16 protein-coding genes and 1 pseudogene are annotated in these 18,808 nt (G+C 46.9%); 5 read left to right on the forward strand and 12 right to left on the reverse strand.

Going from position 1 to position 18,808, the window contains the following annotated elements; translation table 11 throughout:
- Positions 1 to 34: 34 nt before the first annotated feature.
- The 8 genes from AC2VDX_RS20675 to AC2VDX_RS20710 all read right to left on the reverse strand — a co-directional run bounded on the left by AC2VDX_RS20675 (position 35) and on the right by AC2VDX_RS20710 (position 10,415).
- Positions 35 to 4,840: an nSTAND1 domain-containing NTPase gene (locus tag AC2VDX_RS20675; protein WP_378184477.1), complete on the reverse strand. Its 4,806-nt coding sequence runs from the start codon at positions 4,838 to 4,840 to the stop codon at positions 35 to 37.
- A 588-nt stretch (positions 4,841 to 5,428) separates the two neighbouring features.
- A complete protein-coding gene (locus tag AC2VDX_RS20680) occupies positions 5,429 to 5,749 on the reverse strand; it encodes a WGxxGxxG family protein (RefSeq protein ID WP_378184478.1) in 321 nt (106 codons plus the stop codon).
- 123 nt (positions 5,750 to 5,872) lie between these two features.
- The gene (locus AC2VDX_RS20685) at positions 5,873 to 6,175 is read right to left on the reverse strand and encodes a WGxxGxxG family protein (protein WP_378184479.1); all 303 of its coding nucleotides are present in this window, start codon (positions 6,173 to 6,175) and stop codon (positions 5,873 to 5,875) included.
- Positions 6,176 to 6,345: 170 nt separating this feature from the next.
- Positions 6,346 to 7,395, reverse strand: a complete 1,050-nt coding sequence (gene lpxD / locus AC2VDX_RS20690; protein ID WP_378184480.1) for a UDP-3-O-(3-hydroxymyristoyl)glucosamine N-acyltransferase — start codon at positions 7,393 to 7,395, stop codon at positions 6,346 to 6,348.
- A gap of 123 nt (positions 7,396 to 7,518) precedes the next feature.
- Positions 7,519 to 8,787: a BaiN/RdsA family NAD(P)/FAD-dependent oxidoreductase gene (locus AC2VDX_RS20695; protein WP_378184481.1), complete on the reverse strand. Its 1,269-nt coding sequence runs from the start codon at positions 8,785 to 8,787 to the stop codon at positions 7,519 to 7,521.
- 57 nt (positions 8,788 to 8,844) lie between these two features.
- Positions 8,845 to 9,009, reverse strand: a complete 165-nt coding sequence (gene rd, locus AC2VDX_RS20700; protein WP_378184482.1) for a rubredoxin — start codon at positions 9,007 to 9,009, stop codon at positions 8,845 to 8,847.
- Positions 9,010 to 9,283: 274 nt separating this feature from the next.
- A complete protein-coding gene (locus tag AC2VDX_RS20705; protein ID WP_378184483.1) occupies positions 9,284 to 10,075 on the reverse strand; it encodes a ChaB family protein in 792 nt (263 codons plus the stop codon).
- Between the two features lie 148 nt (positions 10,076 to 10,223).
- Positions 10,224 to 10,415, reverse strand: a complete 192-nt coding sequence (locus AC2VDX_RS20710) for a hypothetical protein (RefSeq protein WP_378184484.1) — start codon at positions 10,413 to 10,415, stop codon at positions 10,224 to 10,226.
- Between the two features lie 269 nt (positions 10,416 to 10,684).
- Here AC2VDX_RS20710 and AC2VDX_RS20715 point away from each other — a divergent pair, with 269 nt between their 5' ends.
- Positions 10,685 to 11,272: an SRPBCC family protein gene (locus AC2VDX_RS20715; RefSeq protein WP_378184485.1), complete on the forward strand. Its 588-nt coding sequence runs from the start codon at positions 10,685 to 10,687 to the stop codon at positions 11,270 to 11,272.
- A 39-nt stretch (positions 11,273 to 11,311) separates the two neighbouring features.
- Here AC2VDX_RS20715 and AC2VDX_RS20720 read toward each other — a convergent pair whose 3' ends face one another.
- Positions 11,312 to 11,794 (reverse strand): pentapeptide repeat-containing protein, encoded by a 483-nt coding sequence (locus tag AC2VDX_RS20720; RefSeq protein WP_378184486.1) that lies wholly within the window; start codon positions 11,792 to 11,794, stop codon positions 11,312 to 11,314.
- Positions 11,795 to 11,899: 105 nt separating this feature from the next.
- On the opposite strand from AC2VDX_RS20720, the pseudogene AC2VDX_RS20725 reads away from it, so the two are divergent.
- Positions 11,900 to 12,196: pseudogene (locus AC2VDX_RS20725) on the forward strand (ATP-binding protein); the annotation flags it as partial.
- Here the strand turns inward: AC2VDX_RS20725 and AC2VDX_RS20730 are convergent.
- A complete protein-coding gene (locus AC2VDX_RS20730; protein ID WP_378184487.1) occupies positions 12,162 to 12,968 on the reverse strand; it encodes a protein kinase domain-containing protein in 807 nt (268 codons plus the stop codon). The pseudogene AC2VDX_RS20725 and the gene AC2VDX_RS20730 sit on opposite strands and share 35 nt — an antisense overlap.
- 265 nt (positions 12,969 to 13,233) lie before the next feature.
- Here AC2VDX_RS20730 and AC2VDX_RS20735 point away from each other — a divergent pair, with 265 nt between their 5' ends.
- Together AC2VDX_RS20735 and AC2VDX_RS20740 are read left to right on the forward strand one after the other, a co-directional pair.
- Positions 13,234 to 13,989 (forward strand): peptidylprolyl isomerase, encoded by a 756-nt coding sequence (locus AC2VDX_RS20735; RefSeq protein WP_378184488.1) that lies wholly within the window; start codon positions 13,234 to 13,236, stop codon positions 13,987 to 13,989.
- A complete protein-coding gene (locus tag AC2VDX_RS20740; protein ID WP_378184489.1) occupies positions 13,938 to 16,529 on the forward strand; it encodes a type I secretion system permease/ATPase in 2,592 nt (863 codons plus the stop codon). The genes AC2VDX_RS20735 and AC2VDX_RS20740 overlap by 52 nt, the downstream gene beginning before the upstream one ends.
- 24 nt (positions 16,530 to 16,553) lie before the next feature.
- On the opposite strand, the gene AC2VDX_RS20745 is transcribed toward AC2VDX_RS20740, so the two are convergent.
- Positions 16,554 to 17,345: a TIGR00297 family protein gene (locus AC2VDX_RS20745; protein ID WP_378184667.1), complete on the reverse strand. Its 792-nt coding sequence runs from the start codon at positions 17,343 to 17,345 to the stop codon at positions 16,554 to 16,556.
- Between the two features lie 113 nt (positions 17,346 to 17,458).
- Here AC2VDX_RS20745 and AC2VDX_RS20750 point away from each other — a divergent pair, with 113 nt between their 5' ends.
- Positions 17,459 to 17,887, forward strand: coding sequence for a VOC family protein (locus tag AC2VDX_RS20750; protein WP_378184669.1), 429 nt, complete (start codon positions 17,459 to 17,461; stop codon positions 17,885 to 17,887).
- Here the strand turns inward: AC2VDX_RS20750 and AC2VDX_RS20755 are convergent.
- Positions 17,817 to 18,527, reverse strand: coding sequence for an esterase/lipase family protein (locus AC2VDX_RS20755; RefSeq protein WP_378184490.1), 711 nt, complete (start codon positions 18,525 to 18,527; stop codon positions 17,817 to 17,819). The genes AC2VDX_RS20750 and AC2VDX_RS20755 overlap by 71 nt on opposite strands.
- Between the last annotated feature and the right edge of the window lie 281 nt (positions 18,528 to 18,808).

Raw genomic sequence — 18,808 nt, forward strand, 5'->3', positions numbered from 1 at the left:
CATACAACGTGTCTATACAAGAAGGGATAATAGATCACTTAGCTTTGCCTGGATTATTAGCAGTGCCGATACCATCACAAAGAGGGCGATCTTCGGGCATAAGTTTGGAATCTGGATTATTGAGATAGTCACGTACCCAAGTGCAACCCCGCACCATCAGCTCATCTAATCCTTCCACCCGCCACAACTTAACCGTTCCATCTTGACCACTCGTAGCCAGAAGCTTGCCATCAAGACTAAAACTGACGCTCTTGACCTCACCTTTATGACCTTTGAATACAGCCACCTCTTGACCGGATACATCCCATAGACGAGCAGTTGAGTCAGCTCCGGCAGACGCTAGCAACTTACCATCATTACTCCAACGGAGTTTCTGCACCGCACCTATATGACCTTTTAATTCTTTTAGTTGATGACCGGACAAATCCCACAAACGGATAGTGCGATCGCTACTACCTGTAGCCAGTTTTTGACCGTCATTACTCCAAATAACGCTGTTGATCCAGCCTTGATGCGCTTTGAATTCCCTTAGCTGCTGACCTGATAAATTCCATAAGCGAACCATGCCATCCGTTCCTGAGGTAGCTAACAGTTTGCCATCCGGGCTAAAACTGACACTCAGGACGGCACCTTTATGACCTTTGAATTCTCTCAGTTGTTGACCAGACAAATCCCACAAGCGGGCAGTGCCATCCTTTCCTGATGTAGCTAAAAGTTTGCCGTCCGGGCTAAAATTCAGCCCATAGACTTCACCTTTATGACCCTTGAATTCTCTCCGTTGCTTACCAAATAAGTTCCACAAGCGGGCAGTGCCATCCTCTCCTGATGTAGCCAAAAGTTTGCCATTCGGGCTAAAACTAACCTTCCAAACTACACCTTTATGACCTTTGAATTCCGCCAACTGCTCGCCTGATAAATCCCACAGGCGAACAGTGCCATCAGCTCCAGCAGTCGCCAGCATCTCGCCATCCGGGCTAACACTGACACTCCACACTGTGCCTTTGTGCCCTTTGAAATCAATTAGCTGCTGGCGATCTTGCAAATTCCACAAGCGTACAGTACTGTCATATCCAGCTGTAGCCAAAAGCTTGCCGTCATAACTGAAAATAACGCTCCTAACTGAGTCTGAATGCCCTTTAAATTCCCTCAAGAGTTTTCCATTCAAATCCCAGAAGCGAACAACACCGTCCTTGGAACCAGTAGCGAGGTTCTGACCATCGGGACTAAAACTGACGCTAAACACCCAGTTTTGATCTTGATCTCCTAACAATTCTCTCAACTCTTTTCCTTTCAAATCCCACAACTTGGCAGTACCATCCATAGAGGCAGTTGCAAGTTTTTGACCATCCGGACTAAAACTAACACTCAACACCGTATTTTTGTGCCCCAGGAATTTGCTTAATAGTTTGCCGTTCAAATCCCATAACTTGGCAGTGTCATCCCCAGCACCAGTAGCGATCGCCTTACCATCAGGACTGAAACTGATACCCCAGACTTTTTTATTAATACCAGTATTATGGGCAGGAAATTTTTTTAATAATTTTCCCTGCAAATTCCACAAGCGAACGATGCCATCCCCAGAACCAGTGGCGAGAGTCTTACCATTAGGGCTGAAAGTAATGTTATATACTCCTTCTCTATGTCTCGGAAATTCTCTTAATAATTTTCCCTGCAAATCCCACAATTTCGCAGCTCCATCCTCAGCACCAGTTGCCAGTAGCCGACCATCAGGACTAAAGTTGATATTTCTAATTCGCTCTTTAGTGACTACAAATTTAATTAATTTTTTGCCGTGTAAGTCTGACAAACGAACTGTGCCATCAACTCCAGTACTCGCCAGCATCTGACCATTTGGGCTAAAACTGACATCCGTAACTGAGCCTTCATACCCTCCTAAGCGATTGCGTTCGTTGACTTCAGAAGTTACCTGGTGCAGCTTGCCCGTTACTTGATTAATTAAGGTTGTTTGTGGCAGCCACAATTGCTTAACTTCTTTGGCAGCTTGTAAACTTCCGATTAATGCCTCTAATTGATCTGTTTCCAACTTAGCTTCTGAGGAAGCACTTAACGCCTGAATTTGCTCGATTTTTGCTTTGCGCCACTGATATCCAGCAAAGATGGCAAATCCAGCAAAGACAAAAGCTGAGCTAATAGCGGCGAAAAGCAGGCGATGTCTGCGTTGTTTTTCTTGCCTGCGGAGGCGATCGCGCAACTCTACACAAGCCAAGACATATTCTACCTCATCTTGGTTGAGATGCACAAATTTGGGCTGTTTCAACAGCACTTCAGCATCTTCTAATCTTCCCCCCTGATGTATTAAATAGCTGTTTTTGTCTGGCTTATCCTTGTGTTTATGCCAATCTTCTGCTGCCTGATTGATGGTTTCTCGCAGTTGCAAGTCACTGCGGTTCTGGCTCAACCATTCCTGCAACGTTGGCCAATAACGGATTAAAGCTTCATGGGCGACTTCCACCTGTTCCTTCCCGGTAGCTTCGTTCCGACTGGTGACTACTAGCCGCGCCCCTTCACCAGCTAGCTGCTGCACCAACTTCTTAGTCCCTGCCAAGTCGCCCCCACTTGTCACCAGATCCTCTAACTCCACTCGCTGGCGCGTGTCCCGTCCTTTCTCTCCCTGTACGCCATTCTTATCCAAGCGAGTTAAGCGCAAGAAGATATTCTGGACTTGCTCTTGTTCAAATGCTGGTAAGCTATTGTAAAAATCACTAGCCGTCTTAGCGATCGCCTGCTGAACTCTGCCAATCGCCCCGTACTCCTCATCGCACAGCCAGCGTCCGCGCCGCCGCTTCCACAGCTCCTGCAACGCATATTGCAGCAGTGGCATTGCCCCAGGCTCTCCTTGCACATCATTGAGAATCGAGTGGCTCAAGCCAGCTTCAAAGCGCAGTCCCCCACTGTCTGCCTGCATCTTCATCGCTGTAATTAGTTCGGCAGGTTCCATCGGTCCAACCAATTTTTGTCGTGTTTCAATTCGCTTTCTCAGTTCTGGGTAGAAGGTACACTCTCCCAAAAAGTCCGCCCGCATTGTAATTACAACTTTCCGCCGCTGGGCAAGGTGTAACAACTTTTCGATAAATTCTTGCCGATTGGCTTTATCCTCACACAGAGTGAACAGTTCCTCAAATTGGTCTACCACCAATACTGAATACTGCTCTGATATTTTTAATAGTTTTTCTAATTGTCTTTCTAGTTGTTGCAGCGGCTCCCTACCTGGAGTCAGGTAAGCCGACTGTAAGCTTGGCTCCTCTTCTTGAAGCTTAGGAATCAGCCCAGCTAGCACCACGGATGACTTGCCGCTACCCGAAGTGCCAATTACAGCTAAGAAATTATCCTTCGCCAGTTCTTTTTGTAAGTCTTTAATTAGCTCATCGCGCCCAAAGAAGAACTTGTGGTATTTTTCATCGCTGAAGGAAGATAGACCCGGAAAAGGACACTCAGCCTTGTATTCTGGTGGTTCCTTACCCAAAGCTGCCAGAGCATCAAAGCTGATTTCTAGGACTTGGTCGCACAGGTTATCGATCTCTACTATTGCTTGCTTGCGCTCTTCACGGGCTGTGCGTGACTCTGCTCCTTGGGTATCTTTGAGCTTCTCTACCTGCGTTTTAAACCTCTGCTGGAGTACGGAGGCATTAGGGGCGCGTTCTGCGAGGAGTTGCCTAAGTTTGCCAATACCATACTCGATTTCCTCGTCAGTCAGCTCCCGATCGTCGAGGCGATCGCTAAATAAGGGACGCCCACCCAAACGGCTGAACAGAGCCGGAACAGTAATATCATGGCGCTTGGACAGTCCGGCTGTTGCCTCTTGTAGCGCCATGTCTACCTCTCCCGACTCTCTCAGTCGTCGGTAAAAGCTCTGTCCTAAAGCCAAGCCTGTCTCTACGCTCACCTTGCGGGTCATCGCTATTACAGCTGGCATCCCCAAATTTCTCACCAATCTTTGAGCTAATCCACCTAATGCTCCTTCTGCTCTTGGATCGGCACTCTCGCAAGTACACAAAAAGGCAAAGTTAGGTAATCCCCTTTGATAATTACCGATATTCTTCAGCTCTAAGAGCAAGTCTTCTGCTGTAACTGGCAGAACTTGATTGTCAGCTTTTGCCCAGAACAGAACAGTTTCTCCGTTATCCATCAGCTTGCCGTGGCTGACAAAGTGCAGTAATGTGTACGGCTTCTTTGCATTCGTCAGTTGTTTGGACAGTTCTTGTAGCGTTGGTGGCCCGATAGCACCTTCAATATTATTTGCCAGAACCTCATAAGGAATGTCACCAAAGGCTTCTTTCAATCCAGATAAGACAGCTTCAACGTCAAAAGGTGCTAATTGATACTTTCCTATATTAGAGGGACTTGCCACTAGGACAAGTGCCCGCAAGTCACGCCGCCCAATGGGAGGAAAGCGGCGATCGATAATCGTGGGAATGTAAAGGGAAAAGGGTACGCGCTGATCGCGAGCTAAAAGACGCCAAGTCCCATCGGCATCAATAGGAGCGCACAATCTTTCCCAATGCAAGGTTTTGAGTTCGTCATTGTCAGCAGCTTCAATAGATAGCAAAATTCGCAAAGGGGAGTCCTGACTACTCTTAGATAGGGCACGAACAAAAGTCTCGTACACAGCCCCTCGAAAAAGGGCTTTGCCTAGTAGAGTGCCGTATTCCTTCTCGTTCTCTTGCTGTTCTGTGAGTTTGTTAAAGTCATTCTGACTTAGTTGTAGAGTTTCTTTTGAATGGATGGTTAGTCCATCCGGTTGCTTACACCTGACAACAATGGGCCAGCTACTAACGTCTGACTTGCTCTGAATGGTAATCTCGAACTCAAAGGTGTTCATGCGTCATGTCCTGGTGATTATTTCTCGCTCTCCATATCTCAGATAACCAATTATCTGTAGTCAGAGACTATTTATAACAATACTCCGGACAGAATTAAGCAGCAATCGCCCTATAAAAGCGTAAGTCCTCGTAGTTGGGGTGATTTTTTATCAAGGTAGGCTACAAATCTAACTTGGAAATAAAGGTCTCAAGTAGATGCACATTGAGCGCTAGTCGTTTATAAGTGGTTATCGAAAACACAAAGGGTTCAGGGTCAGCTTGGTTCAGTCTCTAGTCAAACTTGGTAAATAAGGCTACCAAACTAGCATTGACAGGACTCGCCGCACATCACCACATCTGCCACCGCAATCCCCCAGGAGGATTGAACCGACAAGAACGCTATATGTATAAGCAAGGAATATTTAATTTCGGATGAATTTTGCATAATTACTGGCATTTTTACGATTAGCGATTAACGATGAACTATTAGCAAAAAGCATAAATAACAAAATTCCTGGTGGAGGTTAGTCTCCACCAGGAATTTTTAAAGTTGTTTCTAAAACGTAGTTATCAATCTTAAGTGACTACGGCGAAACTATTGTTGTGCTTTACCGACGAGAAGTAGAAGAAGTTGCTTCATTGGGGTCGCGGTAAGCTACACGTTCGTCGTGTTTACGACCAGAAAGACCAGCTAAACCAGCTAAACCCAGCAATCCTAGCCAACCCCAATTAAAATCGCGATCGCCTTCATAATTTGCGTTATTCACGTCTTGCCGGGGGGCAGTGGTGGTATCGGGAGCTGTATTCGTGGTAGTGTCGGGAGGTGTATTATCCGTTTGGGCGGAGGCAGGTAGGGTCAAGGGAACCAAAGAGACGCTAGCGGCAAGAACACCAGCACTGACAAGTTTGGACAAATTTGAAATTTTCATCTGTAAAACTCCTATTCTCATGTTTCCAACTGATGGATTTCCAACAGGATCGCCATCCAGCAAATTGGTTTTAAAACTGATGGATAGACATTAAACGTCTACGAAAAAGCTACCCTGTCAGCTTTAGCGGCGAGAAGTAGAGGAACCTACTTCATTAGGGTCGCGGTAAGCGGTTGGTTCGTTGTTCTTACGACCAGCAAGACCTGCCAAACCTGCCAAACCTAACAATCCTAACCAACCCCAATCAAAATCGCGATCGCCTTCGTTATTCGTATTATCTACGCCTTGGCTAGGGGCAGTGGTGGTGGTTGTATCGGGAGCTGTATTATTAGTTTGGGCGGAAGCAGGTAGGGTCAAGGGAACCAAAGCGACGCTAGCTGCAAGAACACCAGCACCCACCAATTTGGACAAGTTTGAATTCTTCATGTGTAAATCTCCTCTTTTGTTACTCTTAATTTATCGAGTATCAAGAGAATCCAAATCCCTCTGTAGCTGGAAACTTCCCATTCTCTGTGTTATTACTGAAGAGATAGAAAAAGCCTTTTCCAGGAGATGGATATATACAGCTAAAGCCGTATATACATTTACTGCAAATCTTATTTTTTTTCTCCCAGGTGTCGTTGTAGTTGTTTGAGAGTTTGATACATCTCTGGGAGACGATGGTAAATAGCTGCTGCCTTAAGGAACACTTTGTGGGGAATCGCTGGAGTGCCGGTGACAATGGCACCGGGTTCGACATCATTGTGGATGCCTGCTTTGGCGGTAGCGATCGCGCCATCTCCAATATGCGCTTGATTGGCAATCCCCACCTGTCCGGCTAACAGCACGCGATTGCCAACGGTAACGCCGCCTGCCATCCCCACCTGTCCGGCTAAGGCACAGTTAGAGCCTACCTTACAGCCGTGACCGATATGCACCAAGTTGTCAATTTTCGTGTTTTGGGCGACGCGGGTTTCTCCCACGGCGGGGCGGTCAATGGTACTATTGCAGCCAACTTCGACGCCATCTTCCAGAACAGTGTAGCCAGACTGCTCCATTTTGAACCAGCCAGTCGGGGTGGGGACAAACCCAAAGCCTTCAGCACCGAGGACGGCACCGCTATGAATGACGCAATCTGCGCCGATCCGGGTGCGTTCGTGGATGGAACAATTGGCGTGTAATATAGTGCGATCGCCTATCTGCACGTCTGGGTAAATGACTACATTCGGGTGAATGATGACAGCATTCCCAATCTCTGTTCCCGCCTCAATGACTGCATGAGCGCCGATGTAGACATTTTGACCAACTTTGGCGTCGGGATGAATCACTGCTGTGGGATGGATTGCAGGCGCTGGACGGAAAGGTTTATAGAAAAGAGCGATCGCTGCGGCAAACATTAATCGCGGATCGGATACCGCAATCCAGGCAATTCCCCGCTCAGATGCTTGTGCTTGTAGCTTTTCATCCAGCGGTAAAATTAAGGCACTGGCAGAGGTTTTCCCCACAAAAGCCGCAAATTTCGCCCCCTCTATGTAGCTGAGGGTGGCAACGGCAGCCTCATCGACAGGTGCCACTCCCGTAATTTCCGGGTTGCAATCTGTATTGGAGGTCAAACTATTGCAGGCGGCAGCAGCACCCAGTTTTTCGACAATTTCGTGAAATTTCATCGGCATATCAATGGACAACTGTGAATAAATTGGCAGCTATACAAAAGATTCATCAAGAATTTGCACCGCCAAGACACAATTAAAAATTAAATCTTTGGCTTCTTAATTTTTAATTTTTAATTTTTAATTTTTAATTTCTTCCTTGCCCATTGCTTGACCCGCTAAGTAAGCGGTCGTCCAGGCACTCTGAAAGTTAAAGCCACCCGTTACGCCGTCAATATCGAGGATTTCTCCGGCAAAGTAAAGCCCCGGACAGATGCGGCTTTCCATTGTCTTGAAGTTCACTTCCTTTAAGTTGATACCGCCACAGGTGACGAATTCTTCCTTAAAGACACCCTTCCCCTGAATTTGGTACTTACCCTCGGAAAGTTCTTGAATCAGCTGATTGAGAACTTTATTCGATAATTCCGCCCAACGCTGTTCCCCACTAATCCCAACAGCAGCAATTAAACTCTGCCAAAGGCGTCGAGGCAAGGGAAGCGGACAGCTGGTGGAAACGGCGCGTTGGGGCAATTGGGACTTAACTGCGAAGAGCATTTCCCGCAGCTTTTCTGGGTTGTACTGGGGCAGCCAATTAATTTGCAATGTTGCCTGATAATTGCAATCGTGCAGCACTCTGGCAGCCCAAGCCGACAGTTTCAAGGCAGCAGGGCCACTCAAACCCCAGTGGGTAATCAGCAATGGCCCTATTTGTTCTAGCTGGGTTTTACCGGCACTGAATAAACGCAGACGCGCACTTTCCACGCTTACCCCAGCTAAATCTTGCAACCGGGGGTCGGAAATCGTAAAAGTGAATAGAGAGGGAACGGGTGGTTCAATCGTGTGCCCTAAAACTTTGCAAAAGCGGTAGCCTTGGGGGTTGCTGCCGGTAGCGAGGAGAAGGCGATCGCACTTGAGGATCTCTCCAGACTTCAACTTGATCTCAAAGCCGGTGTTGAGTGGTTGATTCAACTCAGGAGTAACTTGCCGGGAAATCCCATCAACAGGTGTCTCCCTGCGAATCTGCACCCCAGATGCCTTTGCTGCCTCAAACAGACAATCCACAATTGTTTCTGAACTATCTGTGACGGGAAACATCCGTCCATCCGGTTCAGTTTTCAATTCGACACCGCGATCGCTAAACCAAGCGACTGTATCTTTAGCTTGGAAACGACTAAAAGCCCCCCGAAGCGCTTTTCCGCCTCTGGGATAATATTGCACTAAACCACCGGGGTCAAAGCAAGCATGAGTAACATTGCATCGCCCGCCGCCAGAAATGCGAACTTTAGTTAAGGGTTGTCGTCCTGCTTCTAACAAAATTACTTGCGCTTGGGGATAAGTTTCGGCACAGGTAATTGCACCAAAAAAACCCGCTGCCCCACCGCCAATGACCACTACTTTTAAAGGTTGCACAATCAAGCTATTGCCGATGTCACGGAATATTTTCCGTACAGATGCGATATCATCTATCTACTCGTCGTATGGTTCAAAATCCGCTTTTGCGGCTCCGCAGACAGGACATACCCAGTCTTCGGGGATATTTTCAAATGGCGTACCCGGTGAGATATCGCCATCTGGGTCGCCCTCTTGTGGATCGTAGATGTATCCGCAAACTGTACATATATACTTCTGCATTATCGCTCCTCAACAATTTACCTATATATATTAAAAGCCTATGTAGTCGAAATTACATAGGTTTTTGCATAACACATTGTTAATCTTCGAGGAACTTAAGCCAAAATTCCGTAGGCTGGGTTGAGGAACGAAACCCAGCAAACCCTATACGGCGTTAGGTAACACTCTCGTTCAACCCAACAACCGACAGTTTAAGACAAATCAAAGGTTTTGAAACCCGCGCAGGCAGGTAAAGTCTCGTGTAGACGCGGTTTCAACCGCCCAGTTAAGAATGCTATAGCTTTGCTTTAGCCTTCGACCAAAAGCCGTGTTCGTCTTGTTCAAATTGCTCAGAAACGACATCCCAGGCATGATGTTCGGCTTTTGATTCATCGCCAGATTCTTCTAGCGCTTTGTTGTAATTGGCGATAAATGTCCTTTGAGCATCCTCTGAGAGGTGAGAACGAACTTCCGGGGACAAATCGCCAGGAGTTTCCAGTTTCCCAGCGCGTTTGCGGGGTAATGTGGTTTCGCTGGTATGGACTTCTTCGCCACCAGCACTTTCTAGCAGCAGCTGAATTTCACCGGATTGATTGGCTGGGACTTCCACAACTACCAGAAAATCTCCAGCTTCGATGCGAGTTTGATAAACGGCGGCTTTGTCTTCTGGCATTCCCAAAGCGACCAAAGCGGAGACTAAACCAGCGCCCGCTGCACCCGCTAAAGCGCCACTTGCTGCACCCAGCAACGCCGCACCAATCGGTCCAGCCGCCACGACTGACCCCACAAAAGGAATGAACAGCACTCCCACGCCAGTCAGCAAACCAAGGGCTGAACCAAATAAGGAACCAAAGATGCCTCCGCTTCTCAGCCCGCCTAAAATCACATCTTTTTTGGTGATGAATCCAGCGATGCGGGTTTCAGAATGAAAGTTTTTGCCGATTACTGAAATATCGTCGCGGGGAATACCGCGATCGAGCAAGCGGTGAATCACGTTCTCAATTTGTTCGCGATCTTTGAAAACGGCTGATATACTGCGTTCTACGGTGGAAACACTAGGCTGTGTAGTTGGGTTTGTCGCGGTCATGCACTGCTCCTGAAATTTGTTTTTAAATTTTTGTTAATTCCTTTTGGAGAATACCGAACATGACAATTCCAGCGAATCGCCCCCAGGGTTGAGATTAAATGTATTTAAAGATACTTAACGACTAAACAAAGTTTGAAAGACAAAGCAATTATCGTCGAGTGCGCTGAACGCCGTAAGCAATCCCAGTGGCAATTGAAAGCAAAATTAATATCCAGATAACGCCGCCAGGGATGAAAGTGAGAATTCCAAATCCTCTCAACAGATACACTGCAATTGTCAGCCCTACAACACTGGCAAAAATAGAAGAAATCAGGGTTTCGGGGTTAGGAGTTTGGCTCACAGACTCGACCAAATAAATAGTTAAAACAGAATATTGCGATCGCCTCGGCTACGTCCGCCCAAGCTGGAAATTGCCGCCGAGGATACCAGCACCCAAGGTCAAGAAAACTCATACCATTTCACCTGGTCATTATTGTTACATACTGAGTCGCCCAAACAGCGATGGAGGATCAAATTAGGAGATTAGCCAACCATCTTTCGTTTCAAGTCCGAGCAACCTGTGTTAGCTTGACATCGAATTACTATTGATCGAGGAGTAGCTGAGTTAGCATGAGTATACTTTTTCCGTCGGACTCGATGGATGCCGCCTCAGACTTGTCGCTGAGAAAGAGATACTCAACGGCGCTTTTGCAAGGTGAGATTTTGATAGAAACGCAGATGCGCTCAACTTGGGGGGGTGCTGTTACTGCCCAAATGTACTTGCCAATCGAGCGATCGCGCGTTTGGCAGCAAGTGACAGACTATCCCCGTTGGGTGCAATATTTCCCAGATGTCATTCACTCTGAGGTACTCCACCCCAACGTCTCCTTGCCCGTTGGCTTACCGGAAGCAAGGAGGGACAAGTGTGTTTACCAAGTTGCTACCAAAACTTTCCTGTTTCTCAGTCTTCAGGTTGAGGCTTACCTGAGGGTATCTGAGATCGTGCAGCAGCAAATTCATTTTCGCTTGGAAAAAGGTACTTTTACCGATTTCTGTGCTGACTTAAGTTTGCAAGATTACGAGAATGGGACTTTGCTCACCTATACGGTAAAAGCAACGCCCAATATCCCAGTGCCGTCAATTTTTATCGAACAGGCAATGCAACTGGAATTGCCTGTGAATATGCGAACCATGCGCCAGGTTATGTGCGGCAGTTAAAAGGGGCGAAAAACCCGTTTAATTCCTAATACACATGGATTATCGGGTGATAACGACACCTTGTAGCATCGTTCCTCGGATATCCGCCTGGTATAGATTAGCATTGTTAAAGTCAGCCCCAAGCAAGTTGGCATTTCTCAGCTTGGCACCTGTCAAGTTAGCAAATCTCAAAGTCGCTTTTTGCAGGTCAGCACCTTCTAAATTGGCACCCGTTAAGCGAGTAAATCTCAGGAAGGCATTTTGTAAGTTAGCGTTTTTGAGCTGGGCGCGATCTAAGTCAGCTACGTATAAGTTAGCACTAGCCAGATTGGCTCCGGTTAGGTTGGCTTTCCTCAAGTTAGCCCGTTGCAGGTTCGCTTCTCTCAAGTCGGCACCGCTTAAATCGGCACCGGCAAGGTCGCACCCTACGCATTCTTTCGTTTCCAGCAATCGTTTGACGTGTCCCAAATTTGCCGCTTGTACGGGCGTCGCTAGCCATAGCGGCACCGATAAAGCGGCGGCAACCAGTATTGTGAGTTTCATGACGTTTATCGCCTCCTAAGCTTATTATCCAGCGAGGCGTTGTCTATGAGGAGAAAGAGAACCGCCACGTCTGTCTATCCGGTTTGGTTAGTCTAATCGTGTTTCATAACGCCTCTTCCTAAAGTCGTCCGAGGCGATGAGAAACGGTTCCGGCAAGTTTTAATTAACTTACTTGGCAATGCAGTCAAGTTTACAGAAATTGGCGTTATAACTTTCAAAGTAGGCTATCAGGCGGAGAAAACCCGGTTTCAGGTGGAAGATACAGGCATTGGTATTGCACCGGAGCAATTAGAAGCAATATTTCTGCCATTCCAGCAGGTGGGCGAGAAGAGCCGCGAGACTGAAGGAACGGGATTAGGACTGACAATTAGCCGTCAATTAGTTCAACTGATGGGTGCTGAAGGTCAAGAGTACCCTCCGCCTGCTGAGGAAATCGCAGTCTTGCTCGATCTAGGCAAGGAAAGGCGATCTCAGAGGCATCATAGAGCGATCTGCTTACCTTGAGGCGTTGGATCGGCAATGAATACCGTTTCCCACCCATTTTTGTCAACTCGCCAAAGGTTTTAAAGGGAAATAAGTCCTGAAGTTTATTAAAGAATTTAAGAGGGATGAATGAGTGTTGATACGGTCGAAAAAGGAGCCATCTTTTACGTTTAATAATATTCGTCGGCTTGATATCCTGGTGAATCACCTGATGTTCGTGGACAAATTGCAGGACGGGCAACAAATCATTTAATAAGTCTCGAAGTTGTTCTTCACTGAATGCTTCCTGCCGTTCCAAGTTTTGACCTAATTCCTGCCCTTCGATATATTGCTGCACCAGATACAGGCGTTTATCTTGCTCGAAATAGGCAAATAAACTGGGAATTTGTGGATGTTGTTCTCCCAGTTGCAGTAACTGCCTCCCTTCTTGCTCAAATAGCTGAGTTGCCTTCTGCATTGCCGCTGAATTGCCTTGAATTTCTGGGACTGGCAAAAATTGCTTGATTACACAAGCAGCTTTTAGCCTGTCTGCATCTTCAGCCAAGAAAGTTCTGCCAAATCCACCCTCACCCAGAGGCGCGATCGCACGATATCGATCCTTGAGCAGTAACTTGGTTCCGCAACTTGTACAAAAATTTGTGTCAACAGGGTTTTGAGGCTTGTTGCAAGCTGAATTCAGGCAATAGCTCATACAAAGATCGGCAAATTGACTCTATGATAAAGCTTTTTGTGGGGCGGACATCTCTCTCCTTGTTACCAGCTAAGGTAGAGACAGAAAAATCGCTGCCTTGGATTGCGTCGCGCGATCGCTAACTTACCCAAAGTCAAAATTTATCTTTAAATCTTTCTCTTGATAATAGTTTTTAAAGCTAAACTTGCAAATTATATAACTTGGGCGAATATATAATTAATCATAATTTTTAGAAAAACCAAACATCTACTCAACTCATTATTTTATGGAATCCGCACCTTTTTTGCTCGTGAATGACCAGCCGATTTCCCTTGAACAGGCTTTAAAATATCTGCAATCTTCTGGTAAACTTACTTCTTTTATCGGAGAGATTCTCCGCCATTATGTTATAGAACAACAACTACAAACAGTCAAGTTAGATATTAGCTTGGCGGCAATTGAGCAAGCAGTGATTGATTTTCGGTTGCAGCGAAATCTAGCAGATGCCAAGAGTTTTCAAGAATGGCTGGCTCGTAACAGAATCGACTACGAAACATTCCACCATCAGGTGAAATCTGGCTTTCAGTTAACAAAGCTTAAAGATCAGATTGCAGAGCCGAAACTGCAAGAATATTTCATTGAACGCAAGCTATTTTTGGATCGAGTTGTACTCTCTCGTCTTGTGGTAGCTGAACAAGAATTAGCTGAGGAATTATATACCCAAATTGGGGAGGGAGCCAGCTTTGAGCAATTAGCTCAAGAGTATTCTCTCACAGATGATCGAATTGTAAATGGCATGATGGGACCTGTCAGCCGAGGAACGCTCCCAGATCAAATCCGAGCCGTGATTGATACCGCGAGTCCAGGGCGATTAGTGGGACCATTAAAACTTGAAGAACGTTGGACTTTGTTTCGAGTTGAGCAATTCCTTCCAGCCTCGTTAGAAGATAGTCAGCTAAAGGAAGCACTACAAAATGAACTTTTTGAGCAATGGCTAGCACAGAAAATTCAAAATTTAACGGTCAAACTGCAAATCAGTTGAGTAGTGTTGAACTCGCTAAAATTTTACCTCGGAATATTCCACCTCTGAGCTTGCTGACACCCGAACGGCAAGCGAAATTCCAAACGCAAGCCGAAATCCGCTACTACAGGTTGGGGGAAAAAATTTGGTCTACAGATCGTCCAGGCGACCAGTTTTTAATTGTGTCTGGAAAGGTGCGTTTGCGGGAAGAAGGAGTGGCGAAACCGCTAACAACTTTAGAGGAGGGAGATTGGTTCGGTGACTTGCAGCAACTCCTGGGACAATTCAAAGCGGTAGCCTCTAGCAAAGAAGTTGTGGTAGTGCGCTGGGATACTGCGTTATGGAATGAAGCTTCATCACCAGAACTGGATAGCTTCTGGAACCAATCTAGCGGCGTGAAATCTAGCGGCGAAAAGGCAAAGATAGAAGCCGAACCCAGGATACCTGTAAGTAATTATCCGTTTGTTTCTAGCCCTAACTCAGCGGCTGCCTGCTTAGCGATGGTGGCGCAACATCTACAAAATCCAGCTTCTCTAGAGTGGATAAAACGTCAGCTGCGGGGACAACGCCCCAGACATCTTGTGGAAGCCGGTGAGAAATTAGGGCTACAGATGCGACGCTTGGTAGTATCCGGGCGCGAATTGCCGCAGCTATCTTTTCCCGCTTTGTTGCATTGGAACGAGGAACATTGGGTGGTGGTGTACGAAGTAAAAGGCGATCGCGCGATCGTCGCTAACCCCCTCAACCCCAGTCAAACTTGCGAAAGTATTCCTCTTCCCTCACTTGAAGCTGCTTGGGATGGGCAACTGTGGCAAGTTGAAGCAATTCAGCGACAAGACAAATTTAACCTCAGTTGGTTCTTACCGGCAGTTTGGCGTTACCGGAGTTTACTGGGAGAAGTGCTGGTTGCGTCTTTCACGTTGCAGCTGTTGGGTTTAGCGACGCCAATCATCACTCAGGTGATTATTGACAAGGTGATGGTGCAGGAGAGTCTGCCGACTTTGGATGTGATGGCGATCGCGCTTTTGGGCGTTGCTATCTTTGAAGCGATTCTGGGCATCTTGCGGCTATTCATATTTACTCACACTGCAAGACGCCTAGACCTCAGTTTATCCGCTCAATTGTTTCGCCACTTGATGCGGCTACCTCTGGCTTATTTTGAGTCTCGCCGCGTCGGAGATACTGTAGCGCGAGTACAAGAACTGGAAAATATTCGCCAGTTTCTCACCGGCACGGCGTTAACTGTCATCTTAGATAGCGTCTTTGCCGTTGTCTACCTGGCGCTGATGTTTTACTACAATGTCAAGCTTACCTTCGTTGCCTTGGCAGTGATTCCGCTATTTGCAATCTTGACATTAGTAGCGACGCCGATTCTCCGGAACTGGCTGAATGAAACCTTTAACCGCAGTGCGGATAGTCAATCGTTTCTGGTAGAGACAGTGACGGGAATTCATGCAGTGAAGGCTCATGCAGCCGAAAGAACCGCACGCGATCGCTGGGAAGGTTTATTTGCCCGCTTTATTCGCACCGGCTTTAAAGCTTCTACCACCTCCAACATCAGTAACAATATCGGTGACTTTCTCACTAATCTTTCCAACTTACTCATTCTCTGGTTTGGAGCCGCGCTAGTCATTGACCATAAGCTCACAATTGGTCAGCTAGTCGCTTTTCAAATGCTGGCTGGAAGAATGACCGGGCCACTTTTACGCTTAGTGCAATTGTGGCAAAATCTCCAACAAGTTTTACTTTCTGTAGACCGCATTGGAGATATTCTCAATGTAGCCCCCGAAGCCGAACCCGGATCTGGTCTAGTTCTTCCGACTCTAAAAGGTGAAGTTACCTTCGATCGGGTTTTCTTCCGCTATCAACCCCATCAAGAACCAATCCTGCGAGGAATTACCTTCACCGTTCAACCGGGAATGTTTGTCGGCATTGTTGGGCGAAGTGGCTCTGGTAAAAGTACCCTTTCTAAGCTTTTGCAACGACTTTATCCAATTGAATCTGGTCGCATTTTCATTGATGGGTTTGATATTAAAAATGCTGATTTAGCATCTGTCCGCCAACAAATTAGTGTGGTTCTCCAAGAAGACTTTCTCTTTAACGGTTCTATCTTGGAAAATATTACTTTAGGCAATTCAGATATTACCACCGAACAAGTTGTAGAAGCCGCACGATTAGCTGTCGCCAATGACTTTATCAGCGAATTAACCCACGGTTACGAGAATAATGTCGGAGAACGAGGCACTGCTTTATCTGGCGGTCAGCGTCAGCGAATTGCCTTAGCTCGTTTATTCTTATCTCAAGCTCCTATTTTAATTCTCGACGAAGCGACAAGTGCCTTAGATAGCGAAACAGAGCAGCAAGTTTTACAAAATTTACAAGCAATTTCCCAAAACCGTACAGTTTTTATGATTGCCCACAGATTTGAGCCACTCAAGCGGGCAGATTTGATTTTGGTGCTGGAGAAAGGGGTACTAATGGAACAAGGAACTCATCTAGAATTGATGCAAAAAAAAGGGCTGTATTGGTTGCTTTACCAACGTCAGCAGCCATCCGTTTAAAGACTGCTTAAAATCATTTCCCTTTCAAGCAATCCCCGCAGTAGGCAGACTAAACGAGTGCCATGCTAAGGCAAACAAAATTGCAGCGATCGCGCCAATGAATGTATTTATAAAATTCACTACTTCGTTGGTAAGCCAACTATAGCGAGATTGCAGCGTAGCACCGATGACACTTTCCAAATTGGTGGCAATAAACGCTGCCAGTACGCACCAAACCACCCCGATGAGATCGATCGTACCAACGCCCCAGCCAACAAAAGCGATCGCAACAGATGCCACCACTCCAGCCATTGTCCCTTCTAAAGAAACCGCCCCTTCTGTTCCCCTGGCTACGGGTTGTAAGGTAGTAATCAAAAACGTCCGTTTACCATAAGCTTTCCCGACTTCACTGGCGCAGGTATCCGAAAGTTTAGTGCTAAAACTGGCTACGTAGCCTAGCACTAAGAAAGGCACCCATTGGGGTTGCCCTAAATAACTCACCAGTAGCGTTCCTAAGGCGCATAGAGTGCCCGTGAGCGCGGAACCCCAGACATTCTCCGGCCCCCGCGCCCCAGAGCGTTTCTCGGCAATTCCCTCGGCTTCTTTTTGAGCCATGCCGATGCGCGTGACGGCAGAGCCTACGAGAAAATAGAACATGACGACTAAATATCCCTGCCAACCGAGGGTACCCCAGATAATGACGCCCAGCGCCCAAGCGTGGAGGAATCCGGCGGGAGTGAGTAACTTTTTAGGGGCAAAATAAGCGATCGCTAACAAAACTGTATTCAATCCCACTCCAACTAACCAGGGATTGAAAGAATTAATTGTAGAGAGCATCTGTAAAAATCTTGAATTCATAACACTCTTTCAGAATACTCTCGCCCGTGACAGAGGCGCAAAAAGGAACCGCAGGTGAAGGATTAGTAAAGCACAGCACTCAGATATTACCGATGAACCCAACAATCTTTCATCTTGCTTTTCCCATCTCCGATGTTGCCCAAGCCAAAGCGTACTACGCCGATGGACTCGGCTGTATAGTAGGGCGTGAAACCCGCGATGCCTTAGTTCTGAATCTCTACGGTCATCAGCTTGTAGGTCACGTTAGCAAAGAACCGATTACCCCGCAACGAGGGATTTATCCCAGGCACTTTGGGCTGGTTTTTACATCAATTGCTGATTGGGAAAGCTTGCTAGAACGGGCACAACAGCGATTGCACTTTTATCAGCAGCCGAAACATCGCTTTCCCGGTCAACTCACCGAACATCGCACCTTCTTCCTCGAAGATCCGTTTTATAACCTGATGGAGTTTAAATACTACTCTCATGCCGAGGCAATTTTCGGGGTTCGGGAGTATGCCGAGATTGGCGATTCTCATTAGGAGACGCTACACTCTTGCGCTTCAGCGGTTCTAAAAGTGCCTTTTCCACAGCCTTAACCCCTTTGGCATCTGTAATCATCCACGGGTGCAGCAGTACCGGCACCTGTAGGTTTTGACCTACGGGCATTTGCGAACTATTTGGTGGCAGAATGATTAAATCAAAAGGCGTCCAGATCGAGGTAAAATTCAGCTGCTCCAGCATAGCCACATCCCGATTCAAATCCTGTAGAAAAGCGCTATCAGGGCGCATCTGAACGCAGCCAAGCCCATTGTGAAAGTAGCCCGCCCAAGTTCCGTGGTTTGGCGCTGATATAGTAATGAAGCGCTGCACCCGGTTAATGCCCCCTAGTCGCTGCACGTAGTAGCGGCTAACGATGCCTCCCATACTGAAGCCGACCAAATCAAATGGTTGGTCGGGTGCAAAGGTCTTGGCAACGTAATCAGCAACCTGCTGTGCCAGAGAATCCAGACCCATCTCACCATTATTGGGGAGGAGACTGAGGTCGTATACAGACCAGCCTTGCTGTGCCAGGTAAGGAGCCATTTTATGGAATACAGCCGCTGTGTCGTTGATACCGTGAATTAGCAATACGGGATTGCGCTTATGGGCACTGTTCATTTTGCCAGGAATTAATCTCATATAGTTCCAGCTTAGACATGAGCGATCGCTGCTGGGGTTGGTTTAGGACAGCCTGCCGAGTGGCTGTGGCTCCAAATCTGAGATCAATGTAAATTCTTGCAACAAAAGAGCGTTTTCCAGGGAGAATCGGCTGGGTAACTGTACTTAGCGAAACAAAATTTGTAAATTTTTGTGAATAACTATCTGGGAATCTTGCGTTTGTCCGCCGTAAAACTTCATAATTCGATCTGGATTGCAATGGTAGAAACGCTTTATCCATATTGTAGAGCGGCTGCTTTCTG

The organism is Coleofasciculus sp. H7-1 (assembly GCF_057473865.1).

Bases quoted from the DNA above. Each gene is read 5' to 3' on its own strand.
- AC2VDX_RS20675 (WP_378184477.1), bottom strand. From the start codon at position 4,840: ATGAACACCTTTGAGTTCGAGATTACCATTCAGAGCAAGTCAGACGTT.
- AC2VDX_RS20680 (WP_378184478.1), bottom strand. From the start codon at position 5,749: ATGAAAATTTCAAATTTGTCCAAACTTGTCAGTGCTGGTGTTCTTGCC.
- AC2VDX_RS20685 (WP_378184479.1), bottom strand. From the start codon at position 6,175: ATGAAGAATTCAAACTTGTCCAAATTGGTGGGTGCTGGTGTTCTTGCA.
- lpxD (WP_378184480.1), bottom strand. From the start codon at position 7,395: ATGAAATTTCACGAAATTGTCGAAAAACTGGGTGCTGCTGCCGCCTGC.
- rd (WP_378184482.1), bottom strand. From the start codon at position 9,009: ATGCAGAAGTATATATGTACAGTTTGCGGATACATCTACGATCCACAA.
- AC2VDX_RS20705 (WP_378184483.1), bottom strand. From the start codon at position 10,075: ATGACCGCGACAAACCCAACTACACAGCCTAGTGTTTCCACCGTAGAA.
- AC2VDX_RS20715 (WP_378184485.1), top strand. From the start codon at position 10,685: ATGAGTATACTTTTTCCGTCGGACTCGATGGATGCCGCCTCAGACTTG.
- AC2VDX_RS20720 (WP_378184486.1), bottom strand. From the start codon at position 11,794: ATGAAACTCACAATACTGGTTGCCGCCGCTTTATCGGTGCCGCTATGG.
- AC2VDX_RS20730 (WP_378184487.1), bottom strand. From the start codon at position 12,968: ATGAGCTATTGCCTGAATTCAGCTTGCAACAAGCCTCAAAACCCTGTT.
- AC2VDX_RS20735 (WP_378184488.1), top strand. From the start codon at position 13,234: ATGGAATCCGCACCTTTTTTGCTCGTGAATGACCAGCCGATTTCCCTT.
- AC2VDX_RS20740 (WP_378184489.1), top strand. From the start codon at position 13,938: ATGGCTAGCACAGAAAATTCAAAATTTAACGGTCAAACTGCAAATCAG.
- AC2VDX_RS20745 (WP_378184667.1), bottom strand. From the start codon at position 17,345: ATGCTCTCTACAATTAATTCTTTCAATCCCTGGTTAGTTGGAGTGGGA.
- AC2VDX_RS20750 (WP_378184669.1), top strand. From the start codon at position 17,459: ATGAACCCAACAATCTTTCATCTTGCTTTTCCCATCTCCGATGTTGCC.
- AC2VDX_RS20755 (WP_378184490.1), bottom strand. From the start codon at position 18,527: ATGAGATTAATTCCTGGCAAAATGAACAGTGCCCATAAGCGCAATCCC.